Origin of the sequence: Nonomuraea sp. NPDC049725 (assembly GCF_040674795.1) — a bacterium.
Taxonomy (GTDB): domain Bacteria; phylum Actinomycetota; class Actinomycetes; order Streptosporangiales; family Streptosporangiaceae; genus Nonomuraea; species Nonomuraea ceibae.
Map to the genome: position 1 here is coordinate 341,963 of NZ_JBFANJ010000002.1, position 15,809 is coordinate 357,771.

18 protein-coding genes are annotated in these 15,809 nt (G+C 74.1%); 8 read left to right on the forward strand and 10 right to left on the reverse strand.

The genetic code is table 11. The features are described 5' to 3' along the window. The first annotated feature begins 47 nt into the window (after positions 1-47). On the forward strand, positions 48-587 hold the full coding sequence (locus tag AB0J53_RS05990) for a TetR family transcriptional regulator (protein WP_364168970.1): 540 nt from the start codon (positions 48-50) through the stop codon (positions 585-587). A gap of 299 nt (positions 588-886) precedes the next feature. Here AB0J53_RS05990 and AB0J53_RS05995 read toward each other — a convergent pair whose 3' ends face one another. Beyond that, positions 887-1,555, reverse strand: a complete 669-nt coding sequence (locus tag AB0J53_RS05995; RefSeq protein ID WP_364168972.1) for an alpha/beta fold hydrolase — start codon at positions 1,553-1,555, stop codon at positions 887-889. Positions 1,556-1,655: 100 nt separating this feature from the next. On the opposite strand from AB0J53_RS05995, the gene AB0J53_RS06000 reads away from it, so the two are divergent. Then, positions 1,656-2,768 (forward strand): ring-opening amidohydrolase, encoded by a 1,113-nt coding sequence (locus AB0J53_RS06000; protein WP_364168974.1) that lies wholly within the window; start codon positions 1,656-1,658, stop codon positions 2,766-2,768. A gap of 62 nt (positions 2,769-2,830) precedes the next feature. Here AB0J53_RS06000 and AB0J53_RS06005 read toward each other — a convergent pair whose 3' ends face one another. Then, entirely contained in the window at positions 2,831-3,997 is a 1,167-nt protein-coding gene (locus tag AB0J53_RS06005) for a pyridoxal phosphate-dependent aminotransferase (RefSeq protein ID WP_219506634.1), read from the reverse strand. Positions 3,998-4,029: 32 nt separating this feature from the next. On the opposite strand from AB0J53_RS06005, the gene AB0J53_RS06010 reads away from it, so the two are divergent. Genes AB0J53_RS06010 through AB0J53_RS06025 form a run of 4 tightly spaced genes read left to right on the forward strand, consistent with a single transcriptional unit; the run spans position 4,030 to position 6,598 of the window. Next, positions 4,030-5,001, forward strand: coding sequence for a DUF418 domain-containing protein (locus AB0J53_RS06010; protein WP_364168976.1), 972 nt, complete (start codon positions 4,030-4,032; stop codon positions 4,999-5,001). After that, complete coding sequence (locus AB0J53_RS06015) at positions 4,961-5,752, forward strand: carbon-nitrogen hydrolase family protein (RefSeq protein WP_219506638.1); 792 nt, start codon at positions 4,961-4,963, stop codon at positions 5,750-5,752. The genes AB0J53_RS06010 and AB0J53_RS06015 overlap by 41 nt, the downstream gene beginning before the upstream one ends. 10 nt (positions 5,753-5,762) lie before the next feature. Beyond that, positions 5,763-6,209 (forward strand): hypothetical protein, encoded by a 447-nt coding sequence (locus AB0J53_RS06020; RefSeq protein WP_364168978.1) that lies wholly within the window; start codon positions 5,763-5,765, stop codon positions 6,207-6,209. Continuing rightward, the gene (locus tag AB0J53_RS06025; RefSeq protein WP_219506640.1) at positions 6,206-6,598 is read left to right on the forward strand and encodes a hypothetical protein; all 393 of its coding nucleotides are present in this window, start codon (positions 6,206-6,208) and stop codon (positions 6,596-6,598) included. The genes AB0J53_RS06020 and AB0J53_RS06025 overlap by 4 nt, the downstream gene beginning before the upstream one ends. Position 6,599: 1 nt before the next feature. Here AB0J53_RS06025 and AB0J53_RS06030 read toward each other — a convergent pair whose 3' ends face one another. Both AB0J53_RS06030 and AB0J53_RS06035 read right to left on the reverse strand, forming a co-directional pair. Beyond that, complete coding sequence (locus AB0J53_RS06030; RefSeq protein WP_219506642.1) at positions 6,600-8,090, reverse strand: carboxyl transferase domain-containing protein; 1,491 nt, start codon at positions 8,088-8,090, stop codon at positions 6,600-6,602. 70 nt (positions 8,091-8,160) lie between these two features. Next, a complete protein-coding gene (locus tag AB0J53_RS06035; protein WP_364168981.1) occupies positions 8,161-9,324 on the reverse strand; it encodes a CoA transferase in 1,164 nt (387 codons plus the stop codon). A gap of 77 nt (positions 9,325-9,401) precedes the next feature. Between AB0J53_RS06035 and AB0J53_RS06040 the strand changes: the two genes are divergently transcribed. Continuing rightward, on the forward strand, positions 9,402-9,932 hold the full coding sequence (locus AB0J53_RS06040; protein ID WP_364168983.1) for an AAA family ATPase: 531 nt from the start codon (positions 9,402-9,404) through the stop codon (positions 9,930-9,932). A gap of 3 nt (positions 9,933-9,935) precedes the next feature. Here AB0J53_RS06040 and AB0J53_RS06045 read toward each other — a convergent pair whose 3' ends face one another. Genes AB0J53_RS06045 through AB0J53_RS06055 form a run of 3 tightly spaced genes read right to left on the reverse strand, consistent with a single transcriptional unit; the run spans position 9,936 to position 12,801 of the window. Beyond that, on the reverse strand, positions 9,936-10,613 hold the full coding sequence (locus AB0J53_RS06045; protein WP_364168985.1) for a histidine phosphatase family protein: 678 nt from the start codon (positions 10,611-10,613) through the stop codon (positions 9,936-9,938). 9 nt (positions 10,614-10,622) lie between these two features. Next, positions 10,623-10,757 (reverse strand): hypothetical protein, encoded by a 135-nt coding sequence (locus AB0J53_RS06050; RefSeq protein WP_364168987.1) that lies wholly within the window; start codon positions 10,755-10,757, stop codon positions 10,623-10,625. 43 nt (positions 10,758-10,800) lie between these two features. Beyond that, positions 10,801-12,801 carry a hypothetical protein gene (locus AB0J53_RS06055; protein ID WP_364168989.1) on the reverse strand — a complete coding sequence of 667 codons (2,001 nt, stop codon included), beginning with the start codon at positions 12,799-12,801 and terminating at the stop codon, positions 10,801-10,803. A gap of 179 nt (positions 12,802-12,980) precedes the next feature. On the opposite strand from AB0J53_RS06055, the gene AB0J53_RS06060 reads away from it, so the two are divergent. Next, positions 12,981-13,175 (forward strand): hypothetical protein, encoded by a 195-nt coding sequence (locus AB0J53_RS06060; protein ID WP_364168991.1) that lies wholly within the window; start codon positions 12,981-12,983, stop codon positions 13,173-13,175. On the opposite strand, the gene AB0J53_RS06065 is transcribed toward AB0J53_RS06060, so the two are convergent. The 3 genes from AB0J53_RS06065 to AB0J53_RS06075 are packed head-to-tail and all read right to left on the reverse strand — an operon-like array spanning position 13,172 to position 15,803. Next, the gene (locus AB0J53_RS06065) at positions 13,172-14,326 is read right to left on the reverse strand and encodes a DegT/DnrJ/EryC1/StrS family aminotransferase (RefSeq protein ID WP_364168993.1); all 1,155 of its coding nucleotides are present in this window, start codon (positions 14,324-14,326) and stop codon (positions 13,172-13,174) included. The genes AB0J53_RS06060 and AB0J53_RS06065 overlap by 4 nt on opposite strands. Then, positions 14,323-15,042 (reverse strand): amidohydrolase family protein, encoded by a 720-nt coding sequence (locus AB0J53_RS06070; protein ID WP_357589457.1) that lies wholly within the window; start codon positions 15,040-15,042, stop codon positions 14,323-14,325. The genes AB0J53_RS06065 and AB0J53_RS06070 overlap by 4 nt, the downstream gene beginning before the upstream one ends. Then, the gene (locus AB0J53_RS06075) at positions 15,039-15,803 is read right to left on the reverse strand and encodes an amidohydrolase family protein (protein ID WP_364168995.1); all 765 of its coding nucleotides are present in this window, start codon (positions 15,801-15,803) and stop codon (positions 15,039-15,041) included. Before AB0J53_RS06075 ends, AB0J53_RS06070 begins: the two co-directional genes overlap by 4 nt. Positions 15,804-15,809 lie beyond the last annotated feature (6 nt).

The following is a 15,809-nucleotide window of genomic DNA, read 5'->3' on the forward strand; positions in this document are numbered from 1 at the left end:
CGTCGCGTTGGCCTGGGGCGCTTGGCGGGCCCCCTATTGTCGTCATCGTGGAACCAAGGAGCCGGGAGGGCACCCGGCGGCGCATCCTCGACGCGGCCCGCCGGTTGTTCGCCGAGCACGGCTACGACGAGGTGACCATGCGCATGCTCGCCGCCGAGGCGAACGCCAACGTCGCGCTCATCAACCGATATTTCGGGTCGAAGCGGGAGCTGTTCGCCGAGGTGCTGGCCCAGCAGGGGCGCTTCCCCGGCGTGCTCGACGAAGGCGACGACCTGGCCGTGCGGCTCGCCGAGTACGTCGCCGACCGGCTCGGCTGCGAGGCCGACAGCCCGGTGCTCGCCACCCTCACCCGGTCCGGGTCCAGCCCCGAGATCCGCAGCATCACCAAGGACCGGGTCCGCACCGCCATCCTGGAGCCGCTCGTCGACCGCCTGCCGGGCGAGGACGCCGAGCTGCGCGCCACGATCGCCACGGCGATCGTCATGGGCAGCGGCCAGTTCCGCCAGCTCTTCGGCCCGGCCACGACGACGCCCCGCGACAAGGTCGTCCAACGGCTCACCGCCGTCTTCCGCGCCTGCCTCACCTGACCCCGTACCGCCTCCACGGCACCGCCCCTCCGCAGCACGCCGGGCTGACCTCGAAAAGGGAGCGCCTGCCGGGGGCCGCCGTCCGTGGCACTGCCCGAGCGCCACTTCCGCGACCCCGGAGCCGCCGCCGCACGCCTGTGGAGCCGCCGCGCCAGTCCGAAGGCGCGCCCCCAAGGGGGCGGTGCAGTACTCCCCCGGGGTGAGCGGCGGGGCGTTCGGTAGGCCGGTGGTGCGTACGGGCCCGGGGTCGGGGTGGGCTGGAGGGCCAGGCGACGGGGTGGGCGCTCGTAGGGCGGGGGTCAGGCAGAGAGGAAGGTGTCCAGGGCCGTTTTGAAGGCTTTGGGGTTGGTGACGTGGACGAGGTGGCCGGCTTCGATGGTGACGAGGGCGGCGCCGGGGATGCGGGCGGCGAGGCTGTCGGCGCGGAAGGGGCTGGCGGCGCCGCCGGAGATGACGAGCGTCGGGGCGGTGATCCGGGCGAGCCCGGCGAGCCAGGCCGGGTCGGGGTCGACGAACTGCCGTTCGGTGTCGTGCATCATGCGCCAGTCGAAGCCGGTGGAGTCGTCCTCCACGAGCGGCGCGCGGCCGTGCATGGGCTCGGGGGCGGCGGAGTCCTCGATGACGAGGCGGGTGACGCGGCCGGGGTGGTTCATGGCCAGGTGGTAGGCGACCATGCCGCCGAGGGAGTGGCCGACGACGACGGCGCGGTCGATGCCGAGGGCGTCGAGGAGGCCGGCGACGTCCTCGGCCATGTCGGGGATGGCGTACGTGCCGGGCCGGTCGCTGGCGCCGTGGCCGCGCAGGTCGGGTACGAGCACGTGGTGGCGCCGGGCGAGGTGCTGGGTGATGCCGTTCCAGTCGTTGTGGTCGGCGGTCCGCCCGTGCAGGAGCACGAGCGCCGGCGCGGCCGGGTCGCCTTCTTCGCGGTACGTCAGCTTGATCCCGTTGGCGACGGTTTCACGAATCACACCTGGACCCTACTGGCACACATTGCCGGTGTGGCCGTGCGGCGGCGTCACTAGCGTCAGGCTGGGTATGCCGATCGACGTGGCGGGAAGGGGCGGGCGGATGCCGGATCCGATCGAAGTGCGCAAGGTGCCGATCGAGAGCGTGACCGACGCGTCGGGGCTGGCGCGGCTCATCGACGACGGGGTGATCGAGGCGCACCGGGTGCTGGCCGTGGTGGGCAAGACCGAGGGCAACGGCGGCGTGAACGACTACACGCGCATCCTGGCCGACCGCGCCTTCCGTGAGGTGCTGGCGTCGCGGGGGCATCCGGCGCCGGAGAGCGTGCCGCTGGTGTGGTCGGGCGGCACCGACGGGGTGCTGAGCCCGCACGCCACGATCTTCGCGACGCTCGACCCGGCGCGGGCGGTGCCGTCGGACGAGCCGCGCGTGTCGGTCGGGGTGGCGATGAGCGAGGTGATCCTGCCGGAGGACATCGGCAGGCCGGCCATGGTGGAGAAGGTGGCCGCGGGGGTGCGCGAGGCGATGAAGCTCGCCGGCATCGACGACCCGCGTGACGTCCACTACGTGCAGACGAAGACGCCGCTGCTGACGCTGGCGACGATCACCGAGGCGCGGGAGCGTGGCCAGGACACCGCGATCGAGGAGACGGGCCCGTCGATGGACCTGTCCAACTCGACCACGGCGCTGGGGGTGGCGGTGGCGCTCGGGGAGATCGCGATGCCGTCGGCGGAGCAGATCCACAAGGACCTGTCGCTCTACTCGTCGGTGGCGTCGTGCTCGTCGGGGGTGGAGCTGGACCGGGCGCAGATCGTGCTGGTGGGCAACGTGCGCGGCATCGGCGGGCGCTATCGGGCGGGACACGCGGTGATGCGCGATGCGCTGGACGCCGACGGCATCTGGGCGGCGATCCGCGACGCCGGCCTGGCGCTGCCGGACCGGCCGCACCACTCCGACCTGGGCGGGCGGCTGGTGAACGTGTTCATGAAGTGCGAGGCCGACCCGTCGGGGCGGGTGCGGGGGCGGCGCAACATCATGCTGGACGACTCCGACGTGCACTGGCACCGCCAGATCAAGGCCGCGGTGGGCGGGGTGGCCGCGGCCGTCACGGGCGATCCGGCGGTGTTCGTGTCGGTGGCGGCCGTGCACCAGGGCCCGTCGGGCGGCGGGCCGGTGGCGGCGATCGTGGACCTGGCGGCGGACGACCAGGGCTGACGAGGTCGACGAGGTCGACGACGTCGACCGGGGCTGAGGAGACCGGCCGGGGCCGGCCCGGCTCAGGCCGACAGGCGCTTGAGCCGGGTCACGGCCTCGTCGATGACCTCGTCCTTCTTGCAGAAGGCGAACCTGACGAAGTGCCGGCCGCGTTCGGGGTGCTCGTAGAAGACCTGCGTGGGGATGGCGACCACGCCGGCGAGCTCGGGCAGCCGCTGGGTGAAGGCGAGCCCGTCGGTGAAGCCGAGCGGCCGGATGTCGGTCTGCACGAAGTACGTCCCGGCCGGCCCGAACACCTCGAACCCGGCCGCCGCCAGGCCCTCCATCAGCCGGTCGCGCTTGTCCTGGAGGGAGTCGCGCAGCGCGGCCACCCAGGCGCCCTCGTGCCGCAGCCCGTAGGCGACGGCGACCTGCCAGGGCGCGCTCGCGGTGAAGGTGAGGAACTGCTTGACCGACTGCACGGCGGTCACGAGCGGCGCGGGCGCGCACACCCAGCCGGTCTTCCAGCCGGTGACGGAGAACGTCTTGCCCGCCGAGGAGATCATCACGGTGCGCTCGCGCATGCCGGGCAGCGTGGCCAGGGGCACGTGCTCGACGCCGTCGAACGTGAGGTGCTCGTACACCTCGTCGGTGATGGCGATCAGGTCGTGCTCGCGGCACAGATCGGCGATGACGGTCAGCTCGTCGCGGGTGAGCACGGTGCCGGTGGGGTTGTGCGGGGAGTTGACGAGGATCGCCCGGGTGCGGGAGGTGACGGCGGCGCGCAGTTCGGCGGGGTCGAACGTGAAGCGGCCGGCCACGGGCCGCAGCGTGACGCCGACGAGGCGGGCCTGGGCGAGCGCGATCGAGGCCGCGTAGGAGTCGTAGTACGGCTCGAACGCGATGACCTCGTCGCCGGGCTCGCACAGCGCCAGGACGGCGGCGGCGATCGCCTCGGTGGCGCCGACGGTGACGAGCACCTCGCCGGCCGGGTCGTAGGACAGGCCGTAGTGCTCGCGGCGGTGCTCGGAGACGGCCTGGCGCAGCTCCATCACGCCGGGGCCCGGCGGGTACTGGTTGGCGCCCGAGCGGATCGCGTGCACGGCCCGGTCGAGCATGGCGGCCGGGCCGTCGGTGTCGGGGAAGCCCTGGCCCAGGTTGATCGCGCCGGTGCGGGTGGCGAGCGCGCTCATTTCCGCGAAGATCGTCGTGCCGAAGGAGCGCATCCGGGAGACAAGTGGTTCCGTCACAGCCTCACACTATTACCCGTAGGGTGATTCACTTGGGCAGCGTCGCACGCATCCGTGAGCTCGACGCCCTCCGCGGGTTCGCGGTGGGCGGGATCATGCTGGTCAACACCTGGCAGCACGCGCCGCACGAGCCGCAGACGGGCATCGACCAGGTGGTCGACACGTTCTTCCAGAGCCGCTTCTACCCGATCTTCTCGCTGCTGTTCGGCATCAGCTTCGTGCTGTTCCTGCGCGGGTCCGACCGGTGGGCGCTGGCCAGGCGGCTGGCGTGGCTGATGGGGTTCGGGCTGGTCCAGCACCTGTGGTACCCGGGCGAGGTGCTGACCGACTACGCGTTCTTCGGGGCGCTGGTGCTGCTGCCCGCCTCGTTCCTGCCGGGCGGGCTGCTCCCGCTGCTGCTCGGGGTGGCGCTGCTGGCGTGGAGCGTCATGTCGGGCGGCGGCTACCTGGGCATCGAGGACGCGCCGCCGTTCGTCTCCAACGGGCCGCTGCTGATCCCGGCGGCGTTCCTGATCGGCATGGGGCTGATGCGGCTGCGGCCGTCGCGGCGGCTGCTGGCGCCGGGGTTCGTGGTGAGCGTGCTCGCCGTCGTGTTCCTGACCGCCGCCTGGAACTCCACCGGCGACTGGTCGCTCTACCTGGCGGGCGCGGTCGCCGGGACGTCGGCGTACGTGACGGGGCTGCTGCTGGTGCTGCGGCCGTGGCTGTCGGCGGCGCTGGAGCCGCTGGGCAAGATGGCGCTGACCAACTACGTGAGCGGCACGGTGGTGATCGTGCTGGCCGCGCCGCTGCTCGCGGCCGACCCGACCCGCTGGTCGGTGCTCGGGCTGACGGCGGTGACGCTGCTCGTCCAGGGGCTGTTCAGCCGGTGGTGGCTGGCCCGCTTCCGCTACGGGCCGCTGGAGTGGATCTGGCGGTGCCTCACCTGGTTCCGGTACGTGCCCAACAAGTTAGAGTCGGGCCGTGACGAGAATCGCCCTCTGCCAGATCCCGGTGTCTCCTGACCCGGCGGCCAACCTGACACGAGTCCGCGACGCCCTCGCCAAGGCGGAGGGCGCCGACCTGGCGATCTTCCCCGAGGCCACGCTCACCCGCTACGGCAGGCGGATCACCGAGCTGGCCGAGCCGCTCGACGGGCCGTTCGTGACCGGCCTGGCCGAGGCGGCGCGGCGGCACGGCCTCGCGGTGATCGCCGGGGTGTTCGAGCCGGGCGACGGCCGGGTGCGCAACACCGCCGTCGCGATCGGCGCCGACGGCGGGATCCGCGCCGCCTACCGCAAGATCCATCTGTTCGACTCGTTCGGCGCCAAGGAGTCGGAGCTGGTCGCGCCGGGCGCCGAGCCGGTGGTCGTCGAGCTCGCCGGGCTCCGCGTGGGGCTCGTCACCTGTTACGACATCCGCTTCCCCGAGCTGACCAGGGCGCTGGTCGACCGGGGCGCCGAGCTGTTCGCGGTGATCGCCGCGTGGGGGTCGGGGCCGCTCAAGGAGGACCACTGGGTCACGCTGGTGCGCGCCCGCGCGCTGGAGAACACCATGTGGACCGCCGCCGTAGGCCAGGCGCCCAACCCCGCCGAGTCCGGCGACGGCTACGGCGTGGGGCGCAGCATGCTGGTCGACCCGCTGGGCGTGGTCCGCGCCGACCTGGGGACGCCGCCGGGCGTGCAGGTCGTGGAGCTCGATCCGGAGGCCACCGCGGCCGCCCGCGCGACCTTGCCATGCCTTGAACATCGGGTGCTCGGGGTCGAGCGACCGTAAAGTGGTCATCATGAGCGGAACGCAGATGCAGAAGGTGGTCCCGCCGCGTCTGCTGGTGCCCTATCTGGCGGGCAAGCGCACGGTCATCTCCGGCTTCGTCTACCGGGTGCAGGACTGCGCCAGGCTGACCACGCCCGAGCAGCTCTACTACGGCCTCGACCTGTCGTTCGACGGCTCGGAGCTGACGGCCGGCGTGCCCGAGCTCTACGTGATGCGCTGGCAGGCACGCGACGTCGACACCTACGCGGTGCCCTACGGCCCGCACATGGGCGGCGACTGGAGTGACGCGCCGCCGTTCGCCGGCAACGGGTTCACCACCTCGCGCGAGCACGTGGTGCCGCAGTTCCACACGACGCCGATGCCAATCCCGGCGGGCGCGAGCATCGTGCACGTCACCCCCGAGGGCGAACGGCCCTTCGCCGAGTACGACGGTCTCACGTGGCGGCCGGCCGCATGAACGACGAGCTGATCCCTGTCGCCTCCGGGTTCGTGGCCCGCTTCGGCGAGCGCACGCTGCCTGCCGCGCTGGGTCCGGACGAGCAGGTGGTGCTGTTCAGCGAGGAGGAGCTCGACGGGTTCGAGGCGGCCTCCGGCTACTGGCGGCGCACGGTGGCGCGTACGGAGCTGGAGTGGCTGGTGCTGGTGCGCACCGTGGGCGCGTTCGGCGGCGAGCCGTGCATCGTCCTGGACGAGGACGAGGACGGCCTGCACATCGCCTACACCGGCCACAGCGGGATGAAGGCCGAGGCGCTGGGCTACTGGATGGTCGACCACGGCGCCTACGAGGTCGTGGTGCCGCGCGAGGAGGTCGTCTCCATCCGCGTCGAGCGCGTCCCGGTGCCGTGACTCAGCCGCCCAGGTGGCGGTAGCGGGCCAGCCGGGCGGCGAGCCGGTCGGCGGGTGGCTGGGCGAGCAGGCCGGCGATCTCGTGCTCCAGCGCGCGGCCGACGCGCTCGCAGAAGGCGCGCGGCTCGTAGGCGGCGTCGGGCAGCTCGGGGACGACGCGGTCGACGATGCCGTCGCGGCGCAGGTCGGTGGCGCGCACCCGCTGCGCCTGGGCGATCTCAGGGGCGAAGTCGACGCTGCGGTAGAGGATGGCCGAGGCGCCCTCGGGCGGCAGCGGCGACAGCCAGGCGTGCTGCGCGCACAGCACCCGGTCGGCGGGCAGCAGGGCCAGCGCGGCGCCGCCGGCGCCCTCGCCGAGCAGCAGGCAGACCGTGGGCGCGTCGAGCATGACCAGCTCGGCCAGGCAGCGGGCGATCTCGCCGGACAGGCCGCCTTCCTCGGCGGACTTCGACAGCGCCGCGCCGGCCGTGTCGATGACGGTGACCAGGGGCAGCCCCAGCTCGGCGGCCAGCCGCATGCCGCGCCTGGCGACCCGCAGCCCGGCGGGGCCGAGGGGTGAGCGGGCGCGCTGGTGCTGGCGGTCCTGGCCGAGCAGCACGACCGGGGCGTCGCCGAACCTGGCCAGGGCCAGCACCAGGCCGGGCTCGTTCTCGCCCTCGCCGCTGCCGCTGAGCGGGGTCACATCGGTGGCGGCGAGCTTGAGCAGCGCCCGCACGCCGGGCCGGTCGTCGCGGCGGGAGCGGGTGATGGCCTCCCACGCCTCGACGGGCCGCAGGTCCTCCTCGGGGGCGGGGCCGGGGTCGAGGCCGCGGCGCTCGGCCGACAGCACCGACAGCGCCCTGATCGCGATCTCGCGGGCGTCCTCGGCGGCGACGACGGCGTCGATGAGGCCGTGCTCGAACAGGTTCTCCGCCACCTGCACGCCCGCCGGGAACGGGTAGCCGTGCAGCGACTCGAACACCCTCGGCCCGAGGAACCCGATGAGCGCGCCCGGCTCGGCCGCCGTCACGTGCCCGAGCGAACCCCAGGAGGCGAACACGCCGCCGGTCGTCGGGTGGCGCAGGTAGACGACGAACGGCAGGCCCGCCGCGCGCAACTGCTGCACCGCCGCGGTGATCTTGACCATCTGGACGAACGCGGTCGCGCCCTCCTGCATGCGGGTGCCGCCCGAGGCGGGCGCGGCCAGCAGCGGCAGCCGTTCGCGGGTGGCCCGCTCGACGGCGGCGACGATCCGCTCGGCGGCCGCCACGCCGATCGACCCGGCCATGAACGAGAACTCCGACGCCACGACGGCCACGCGGCGCCCGCCGAGCAGCCCTTCGCCGGTCAGCACGGCCTCGTCGTAGCCGGATTTGACCCGGGCCGCGGCCAGCTCCTCGGCGTAGGAGGAGCCCGGCTCGGCCGGGTCGGCGGGAGGCGCGTCCCACGACTTCCACGAGCCCCCGTCGAGGACCGTGTCGATCAGTGTGCGCGCGTCCGGACGGCTCACCATCGCTCCCTCTCGTCAGCCGGTGATGCAAGGTTGACGCACGAGCTCCTCGTGCGGTGCCGCCGGATCGCCGTCATCGCTCCCGCTCTTCGAGCTCCGTGAGCCAGCGCAGCACCGCGTCGCCGTCCTGGCCGAGGGCCGGGGGCGGCGTGTGTCTCACGCCGTCGAGGCCGTCGAAGCGCAGCGGCGGCCCCGGCAGCTCGATGGGGCCGAGCACCGGGTGGTCGACCTCCACCACGAGGCCCTGCGAGCGGGTCTGCTCCCAGGCGTAGACCTCGTCGATGGACCGGATCGCGCCCGCGGGCACGCCGGCCTCTCCCAGCCTGGCCAGCCAGTGGGCGCGGTCGTGGGCGGCCAGGGCCTTCTCCATGTCGGCGATCAGCTCATCCCGGTGCGCGAATCGGTCCCTGTTGGTCGCATATTTCGCCATATCAGGGTCAATGTCGAGTAGCGCGGCGACCTTCTTCCACTGGCCGTCGTTCGCCGCGGCGATCTGCAGCATGCCGTCGGCGCAGCGGAAGGCTCCGTAGGGGGCGATCGTGGCGTGGTGGTTGCCGCCCGCCGCGGGCACCCGCCCGCCGACGGTCCAGGCGGTGCCGTGGTAGGAGTGCACGCCGGTGACCGCCGCCAGCAGCGACGTCCGCACGACCCGGCCCCGGCCGGTGCGCTCGCGCTCGTACAGGGCGGCGACCACCCCGTACGCGCCGTGGATGCCCGCCAGCAGGTCGGCCATCGAGGCGCCCACGCGGTGGGGCTCCCCGGGCGGCCCGGTCAGCGACATCAGCCCAGCCTCCCCCTGCGCGATCTGGTCGTATCCCGGCCGGCCGCCCTCGGGGCCGTCGTGCCCGAACCCGGTGATGGACAGGACGACCAGGCGAGGGTTGAGCTCGTGCAGCCGCTCGACCGGCAGGCCCAGCCGGTCGAGCACCCCGGTGCGGAAGTTCTCCACCAGCACGTCGCTGCGGCGGACCAGCCGTTCGACGAGGTCTCTGCCCGCGTCGGACTTCAAATCCACGGCGATGGACTGCTTGTTACGATTCGCCGCCAGGAAATATGTCGAAATTTCCTCGTCCGGGCCGACGAAGGGCGGTCCCCACCCCCGCGACTCGTCTCCCCCGTCGGGGTGCTCCACCTTGATGACCCTGGCGCCCAGGTCGCCGAGCATCTGCGCGGCGTGCGGGCCCGCTAGGGCCCTGGAAAGGTCGAGCACGACGATGTCACCCAGGGGTCCGCGCAAGATCAACCTCCAGCCGGTTCGGAAGCGGAAGCATATCTCCTCGCCTCCGCACTCCAGTCTCCTCCTACCCTGAGTGCGTGGAATCCCTGGCCCGGCGCGTCCTCGAACGCCCACCGTCGTGCGGCCCGGTCCGCGTCGTCGCCGTCGACGGTCCGGCCGGCTCCGGCAAGACCACGTTCGCCGGCGCGCTCGCCGCCGCGCTCGGCTGCCAGGTGGTGCACAGCGACGACTTCCCCGTGCACTGGGACGACGGCCCCGAAACCTGGTTCGCCGCCCTCGACGAGCAGGTCCTGCGCCCGCTCGGCCAGGGCCGCCCCGGCGCCTTCCGGCGCTACGACTGGGTACGGGCCGCCTACGCCGGGCGGATCGTGGTGCCGGTCGCCCCCACGCTGATCATCGAGGGCGTCGGCACCGCCAGGGCGTCGGCCGCCCACCTGCTCGCCTTCACCGTCTGGGTCGAGGCCGACGAGGACGTCCGGCTGCGCCGGGTGCTGACGCGCGACGGCGCCCACCTGGAGCCGAGCTGGCGGACGTGGTTCGCCAAGGAGGAGGCGTGGTTCGCCGCCGACGGCACCCGGGCGCGCGCCGACGAGATCGTCACCACCTGACCCCTACAGGTGGCCCCCGGCGTTGAAGTCAAGCAGCGTCAGCCGGCCGCCGACCGTGTGCCAGGTGGAGACCGAGCCGTTGCGGATCGGCGTGAACGCGTCCAGCTCCGCCAGATCGGCGTCGGGCGCCTCGGCGATGACGTGGCGCAGCGCCAGCACCACCGCGTCGTGCGCCACGATCAGCACCCGCCGCCCGTCGGCCCGCCCGCGCAGGCCCGCCAGGAAGTCACGGACGCGGGCGGCCACGTCGCCGAACGACTCCCCGCCGGGCGGCCGGTAGCGGTATTCGCCCTCGGCCCGCAGCCGGGCCAGCTCCTCCGGGCGGCGCAGCGCGATCGCCGCCTCGTTGTAGCGGCCCAGCTCTCCCCTGCCGCGGTCGCGCAGCCGCTCATCCACCGTCATCGGCGGATCGGCGCCCCACACCTGCCGCGCGATCGCCCAGGTGTCGAGCGCCCGCCGGAAGGGCGAGCAGCGGACCAGGTCGGGCGCCTCCTCCTCCGGCAGCGCGGCCAGCAGCGCGCCGAGCGACGCGGCCTGCTCCCTGCCGAGCGGCGTCAGCGTGACCTCGTCGTCGCCCCGCCCGTAGACCAGCGGCTCGTCACCGGCCTCCCGGTAGGCCAGGTTGGCCTCGCTCTCGCCGTGCCGCACCGCGATGATCCGCGACGGTCCCGTGGCGTGCATCGCGCCTCCTCATCCCGTCCGGAAGCGGCGGCGCCGCGCCGCCGCTAGGTCGAGCCCGCCGCGCCCCGGCTCGCCCGGGTGCGCGCCGGCGAGCAGCCGGGCGGCGGGCTCGGCCGGCGCGCTGTCGAAGGGGACGACGTCCAACGGCGGTTCTCCCGGCAGGCTGGGTCCGGGATCGATCCTAGGCTCAGGGCCGGTAGCGGAACAGCTTCGGACCCTCGGCGAAGTACACGTCTCCCGACCGGTGCACCGCCAGGTGGTGCACCGGCCCCTGCTTGATCACGGCCCGCGCCAGCGTCCTCGGGTCGAGGGTGAACGCCTCCTTGCCCGCGTGCGCCCCGTACAGGAGCTTGTCCGCGGCGTTGAAGGCGAGCTGGCCGCCGGAGCTGGAGCTGGCGGAGAGCGTGAGGCGGTCGACCACCTTGCGCGCGTGGACGTTCACGCCGAACACCTCGCCGCCCGCGATGCCCCACAGGCGGCCGCGGTCGTCGAAGGTCAGTGCCGGGATCGCGGGCTTGCCGGGGGCCGGGACGATCTCCCACAGCAGCTTGTCGTGCCTGACCGACCAGGCGAACAGCTTGGCCTCCGGCTGGGTGGGCTCGGTCGCCGACTGGCCGCTGTAGATGGAGGTGCCGCCGTACAGGACGCCGTCGCGGTAGGCGAGCGAGACGATGCTCTGGTCCTTGACCACGTTGCGCTCGGCGTGCTTGAGCGCGCCGGTCTCCGGGTCCCACAGGGCCAGGACGCCGCCGAGGTGCCCCAGGTCGGGCATGGTGCCTGCGGCCAGGTACTTACCGGCGGAGGTCAGGGCGCGGGGCCTGATCTGCTTGTCGGCGGCGAAGTCCGCGAGCCTGGCCGGGTTCGGCGCCGGGCCGGGCTCGGGGCTGGGCGAGTACTCGGGGCTGTTCCAGGGCAGCGCCGGGTCGTAGGCGTAGAGGCGGGCGTCCGGGTAGGCGCCGACGTAGAGCTTGCCCCGGTGCGTCGCCAGCGCCTCGGTCTGGGAGAAGGTGTGGAACTCCTCCCTCTCGCCGGTGCCGGGGTCCAGGGCGGCGAAGCCGCCGTTGAGGAAGCCGCCGGTGTAGACGCGCCCGTCGGGGCCGTCGGCGATGGCGGTGACGTCGATCGGCTCGCCCTTGATGCCGGACTGGACGAACGACTTGGCCCCGGTCTGCGGGTTGTAGCGGAACATCATGCCGCGCCACAGCAGGCCCACCAGGCTCTTGCCCGGGTAGTCGGGCAGGCCCAGCTCGGCCCAGCCGATGCCGCGCGTGTTGGCCACCCGGCCGACGAACGGCATCCCCGTCGGCGTGACGACCTTGGTACGCGGGTCGTACCTGACCAGCTCGCCCGCCTTTACAAAGTAGACCCTGCCTTCGTCGTCGGGCGGCGACACGTCGAGGCCGTGGGCCGTCTCCAGCGCGTCCACCCAGGCGCCGGCCGCGATGTCCCACACGTGCAGCGGCGCCGGGAACGCGCTGCCGAGCCGGACGTACAGGTAGCCGGCCTCCACGTCGACGTCGTACGCCCACCGGTCCGTCAGGTCGATGCCGGGCGGGGCCGGCAGCCGGCGGACCGCGCCGGAGGCGGCGTCGACCTCGAACAGGGCGGCGGGGTTCTCGGTGCCCGCGTAGATCTTGCCGTCGGCGTAGGAGACGCTGCGGACGTAGGAGTGGGACGGCGACAGCTTGCCGTAGTCGCGCACGCCGGTGGCCGGGTCGTAGGCGAACAGGCGGCCGCCCGGGTAGGTGCCGCCGTAGACGGTGGCGCCCTCGCCGGCGGCCACGGACCAGATGAAGTTCTCCGAGGCGATCGGGCGGCCCAGGTCGGTGACGCCGCCGCCGGGGGTCCAGCGGTAGAGGCGGCCGTCGCCGTAGGTGCCGGCGTAGACGCTGCCGTCGGGCGTGGCGTCCACCGCCCAGGCTCCGGCGGCGCCGGGCAGGTCGAGCCGGGTCACCTCGGCGCCGGTGGCGGGGTCGACGGCGTTGAGGTGGGCCGGGGCCCCGGAGGAGGCGGCCCAGAGCACGGGCGTGCCGCCGGGTCCGGGGGCGACGGTGCCGCCGAGGAGCAGCACGTCCTGCAGCGGCACCCCCAGGTCGGTGAGCCGGTCATCGGCGTGCGCGGGGGCGGCCGGCGCGGCCAGCACCACGGCGGCCACGGCGGCGGCGAACGCTCGCTTGATTAAGGTCATGACCGAAACCTAGGAAGGAACGGTTTTCCCGTCAATAGTCCGGTTACGGTTGGGGCCGAATATAGATCTCCTGGAGCTCCGGCACGGCCCGGCGGTGCCCGAGCGCGCTCACCGCCACCAGCGCGCCGGCCGGCACCGCCGCCGCGAACGCGCGGGGGCGCGGCGCCGGGCAGGCGGCGGTGCGCCCACGCGCCGGCCGCGCCTCGCGCCAGGTCGAGCACCGTGCGCGGCCGCGCGGGCCGGGAGCGGACCAGGTCGGCGACCTCCTCGCGCAGCGCGTCGCGGCCGTCCCCGGTGATCCGGTACGGCTTGCGGCGCCCGTCGGAGGCGACCGCCACATCCGTGAAGCGGCCGAGCTCCTGCGGCGGATCTAGGCCGACAGCACCTTGGCCAGCGCCTCGGCGATGTCGGAGGCGCGGGCCGGATCGTCCATGAGCATCGACTGGCGCACCCACACCACGTCGCGGGCGGCCTGCTCGGCGGCCGGGCAGGGCTCGGCGCGCGCCCCCTCGGCGGTGAGCGCGTCCATGCCGCCCAGCGGCGGGTAGCCGGCGTCCAGCGGCACCCCTTCGGCGGCCATGGCGGCCAGCAGGAAGTCCCGGTCCACCGGGGCCTCGACGCGCAGCATGAGCAGGTGCCGCGAGTCGCGCGTGGTCCCCTCCGGCGCGGGCACGGCGCTCACCGGCAGGTGCGCCAGCTCGGCCGTGAGCGCCGCGCAGAACGCGTCGCGGCGGGCCAGCTCGCCGTCGAGGCGGTCCAGCCACGGCAGCAGGAGCGCGGCCTGGATCTCGGTGAGCCGCAGGTTCCAGCCCACCGACGGGTGGCCGTACCACTGGCCGCCGAGCCGGCGGCCGACGTTGCACACCGACCAGACGGCCTCGTACGTGCTCTCGTCCCGGCAGACGATCATCCCGCCCTCCCCCGCGGTCATCGCCTTGCTGGACTGGAAGCTGAAGACGCCGGCGTCGCCGAGCCCGCCGACCGGGCGGCCACGGTAGGCGGCGCCGTGGGCCTGGGCGGCGTCCTCGACGACCGCGAGGCCGTGGCGGGCGGCCACGGCGGCGAGCTCGTCCATGTCGGCGGGGCTGCCGGCCAGGTGGACGGGCATGACGGCGGCGGTGCGCGGCGTGACGGCCCCGGCCACGGCGCGCGGGCACAGGTGCAGGTGCTCCGGGTCGACGTCCGCGATCACCGGGACGGCGCCCGCGAGCAGCACCGCCGTGGCCGAGGCGACGAACGTGTAGGCGGGCACGATCACCTCGTCGCCCCGGCCCACGCCCAGGCCCTTGAGCGCGGCGAACAGGCCCAGCGTCGCGTTGCCGACGGCGACCCCGTACGGGACGCGGGCGGCGCGGGCGAACGCGGCGGTGAGGTCGGCGACGAGGGAGCCGCCCTGGGTGGCGCCCCACAGGCCGCTGTCCAGCACGCCGGTCACGAGCTCGCGCTGGGCGGCGTCGAGGGGCGGCGGCCAGGCGGGCCACGGGGTGGCGCGCACGGGGGTGCCGCCGTGCAGGGCGAGTGTCATGGGAGTCCCTTCCCGAGCAGGCGGGCCAGGTTGCCGCCCTGGACGAGGGCGCGGTCGGCGTCGGACAGCGGGGCGAGCGCCAGGCGGCCGAAGCCGAGGCGCATGTCGAGGAAGCAGGCGTCGGTGCCGAACACGACACGTCCGGCCCCGGCCAGCTCCACCAGGCGGGCGATCCAGCGGCCGGTCGACTTGGAGCCGCACACCTCCAGGTGGACGCTGGGATGGTCCGCCACCAGGCGGGCGGCGCGGGCGAAGCCGTTCGGCCACAGCCCGGTGTGGCCCATGAGGAGCGGCACGTCCGGGTGCCGGGCCGCGACGGTGGCGAACTGGGCGGGGTCGCTCCACGGCGAGTCGGTCTGGCCGTGGGCGAGCACCGGCAGGCCGAGCCGCCAGACGGGCTCGTAGCGGGGGTCGTCGAGGCGGCACTGGTGGACGTCGGGGTGCAGCTTGACGCCCCACACGCCGTCGGTGACCAGCGGGGTGCGGTGGTGGGGGTTGTAGACCTGCCAGACGCCGAACCGGCCGGGGTGGCGGGCGGCGACCTCCTGGGCGAGCCGGTTGCCGCGTTCGGCGTCGGGGCCGACGGCGAGCAGGTGGCTGATGCCCACGGCGGTGACGCCGAGCCGGTCCATGGTGGCGACCAGGCCCTCGGCGGTGGGGTCGGGGATGAGGAAGTCGGGCCAGGTGCCGACGTGGCCGTGCGCGTCGAGGATCATCGGCGGTCTCCGAGCAGCGCGGCGAGGGACCCGGCGGCGATCAGGTCGGTCTCGCGCGGCGTGAGGTCGAGGTGGTCGAGCAGGAAGCGCGGGCCGCAGTCGTCGGCGACCGGGGCGCCGGTGCCGAACACCAGCCGCTCGGCGCCGAACCGTTCGGCCAGCCATTCCACGCCGCCCTGGGTGTTGACGGTGCCGATCTCCACCCAGACGTCCGGCGCCTCGGCCATGAGCTCGGCCAGCGCGCGCAGGCGGCGGTAGCCGGGGTTCAGCACGAGGATCCGCTGGCCGGGCAGCCGGTCGGCAAGGGTGCGGAGCTGGGCGGGGCTGGTCTCGTCGAGGTCGACGGCGATGACGGGCGGCCGTCCCGGACCGGCGTCACTCCCCGTAGCGCCGTCGCGGAGGGCGGCGTCGCGGAGGGCGGCGAGCCAGCGGAGCGCGATCGGGCCGGTGAGGTCGAACCGGTGCCGTTCGGGGCAGAGCCGCACCATGCGCGCCCCCCACGCCCTCACGGCGGCGGGCGTGGCGGGGGTGCACGCCCCCGGCACGGCCGGCACCACGACGGGCACCGGTTCGAGCCGGGGGTCCGACAGCGCGAAGAGGGCGTCGTTGCCCGCCTCGGCGTCGGAGTAGAGGCTGAGGGTGTGGGTCACGAGGGCCCGGTCGATGCCCAGGCGGTCCAGGTCGGGCCGCGGGTCCACCGGCAGGTCGTCGAACGGCACGGGACCGGCCAGCCGGTGGGCATCCACGATCAATTTCGGCACAGACCG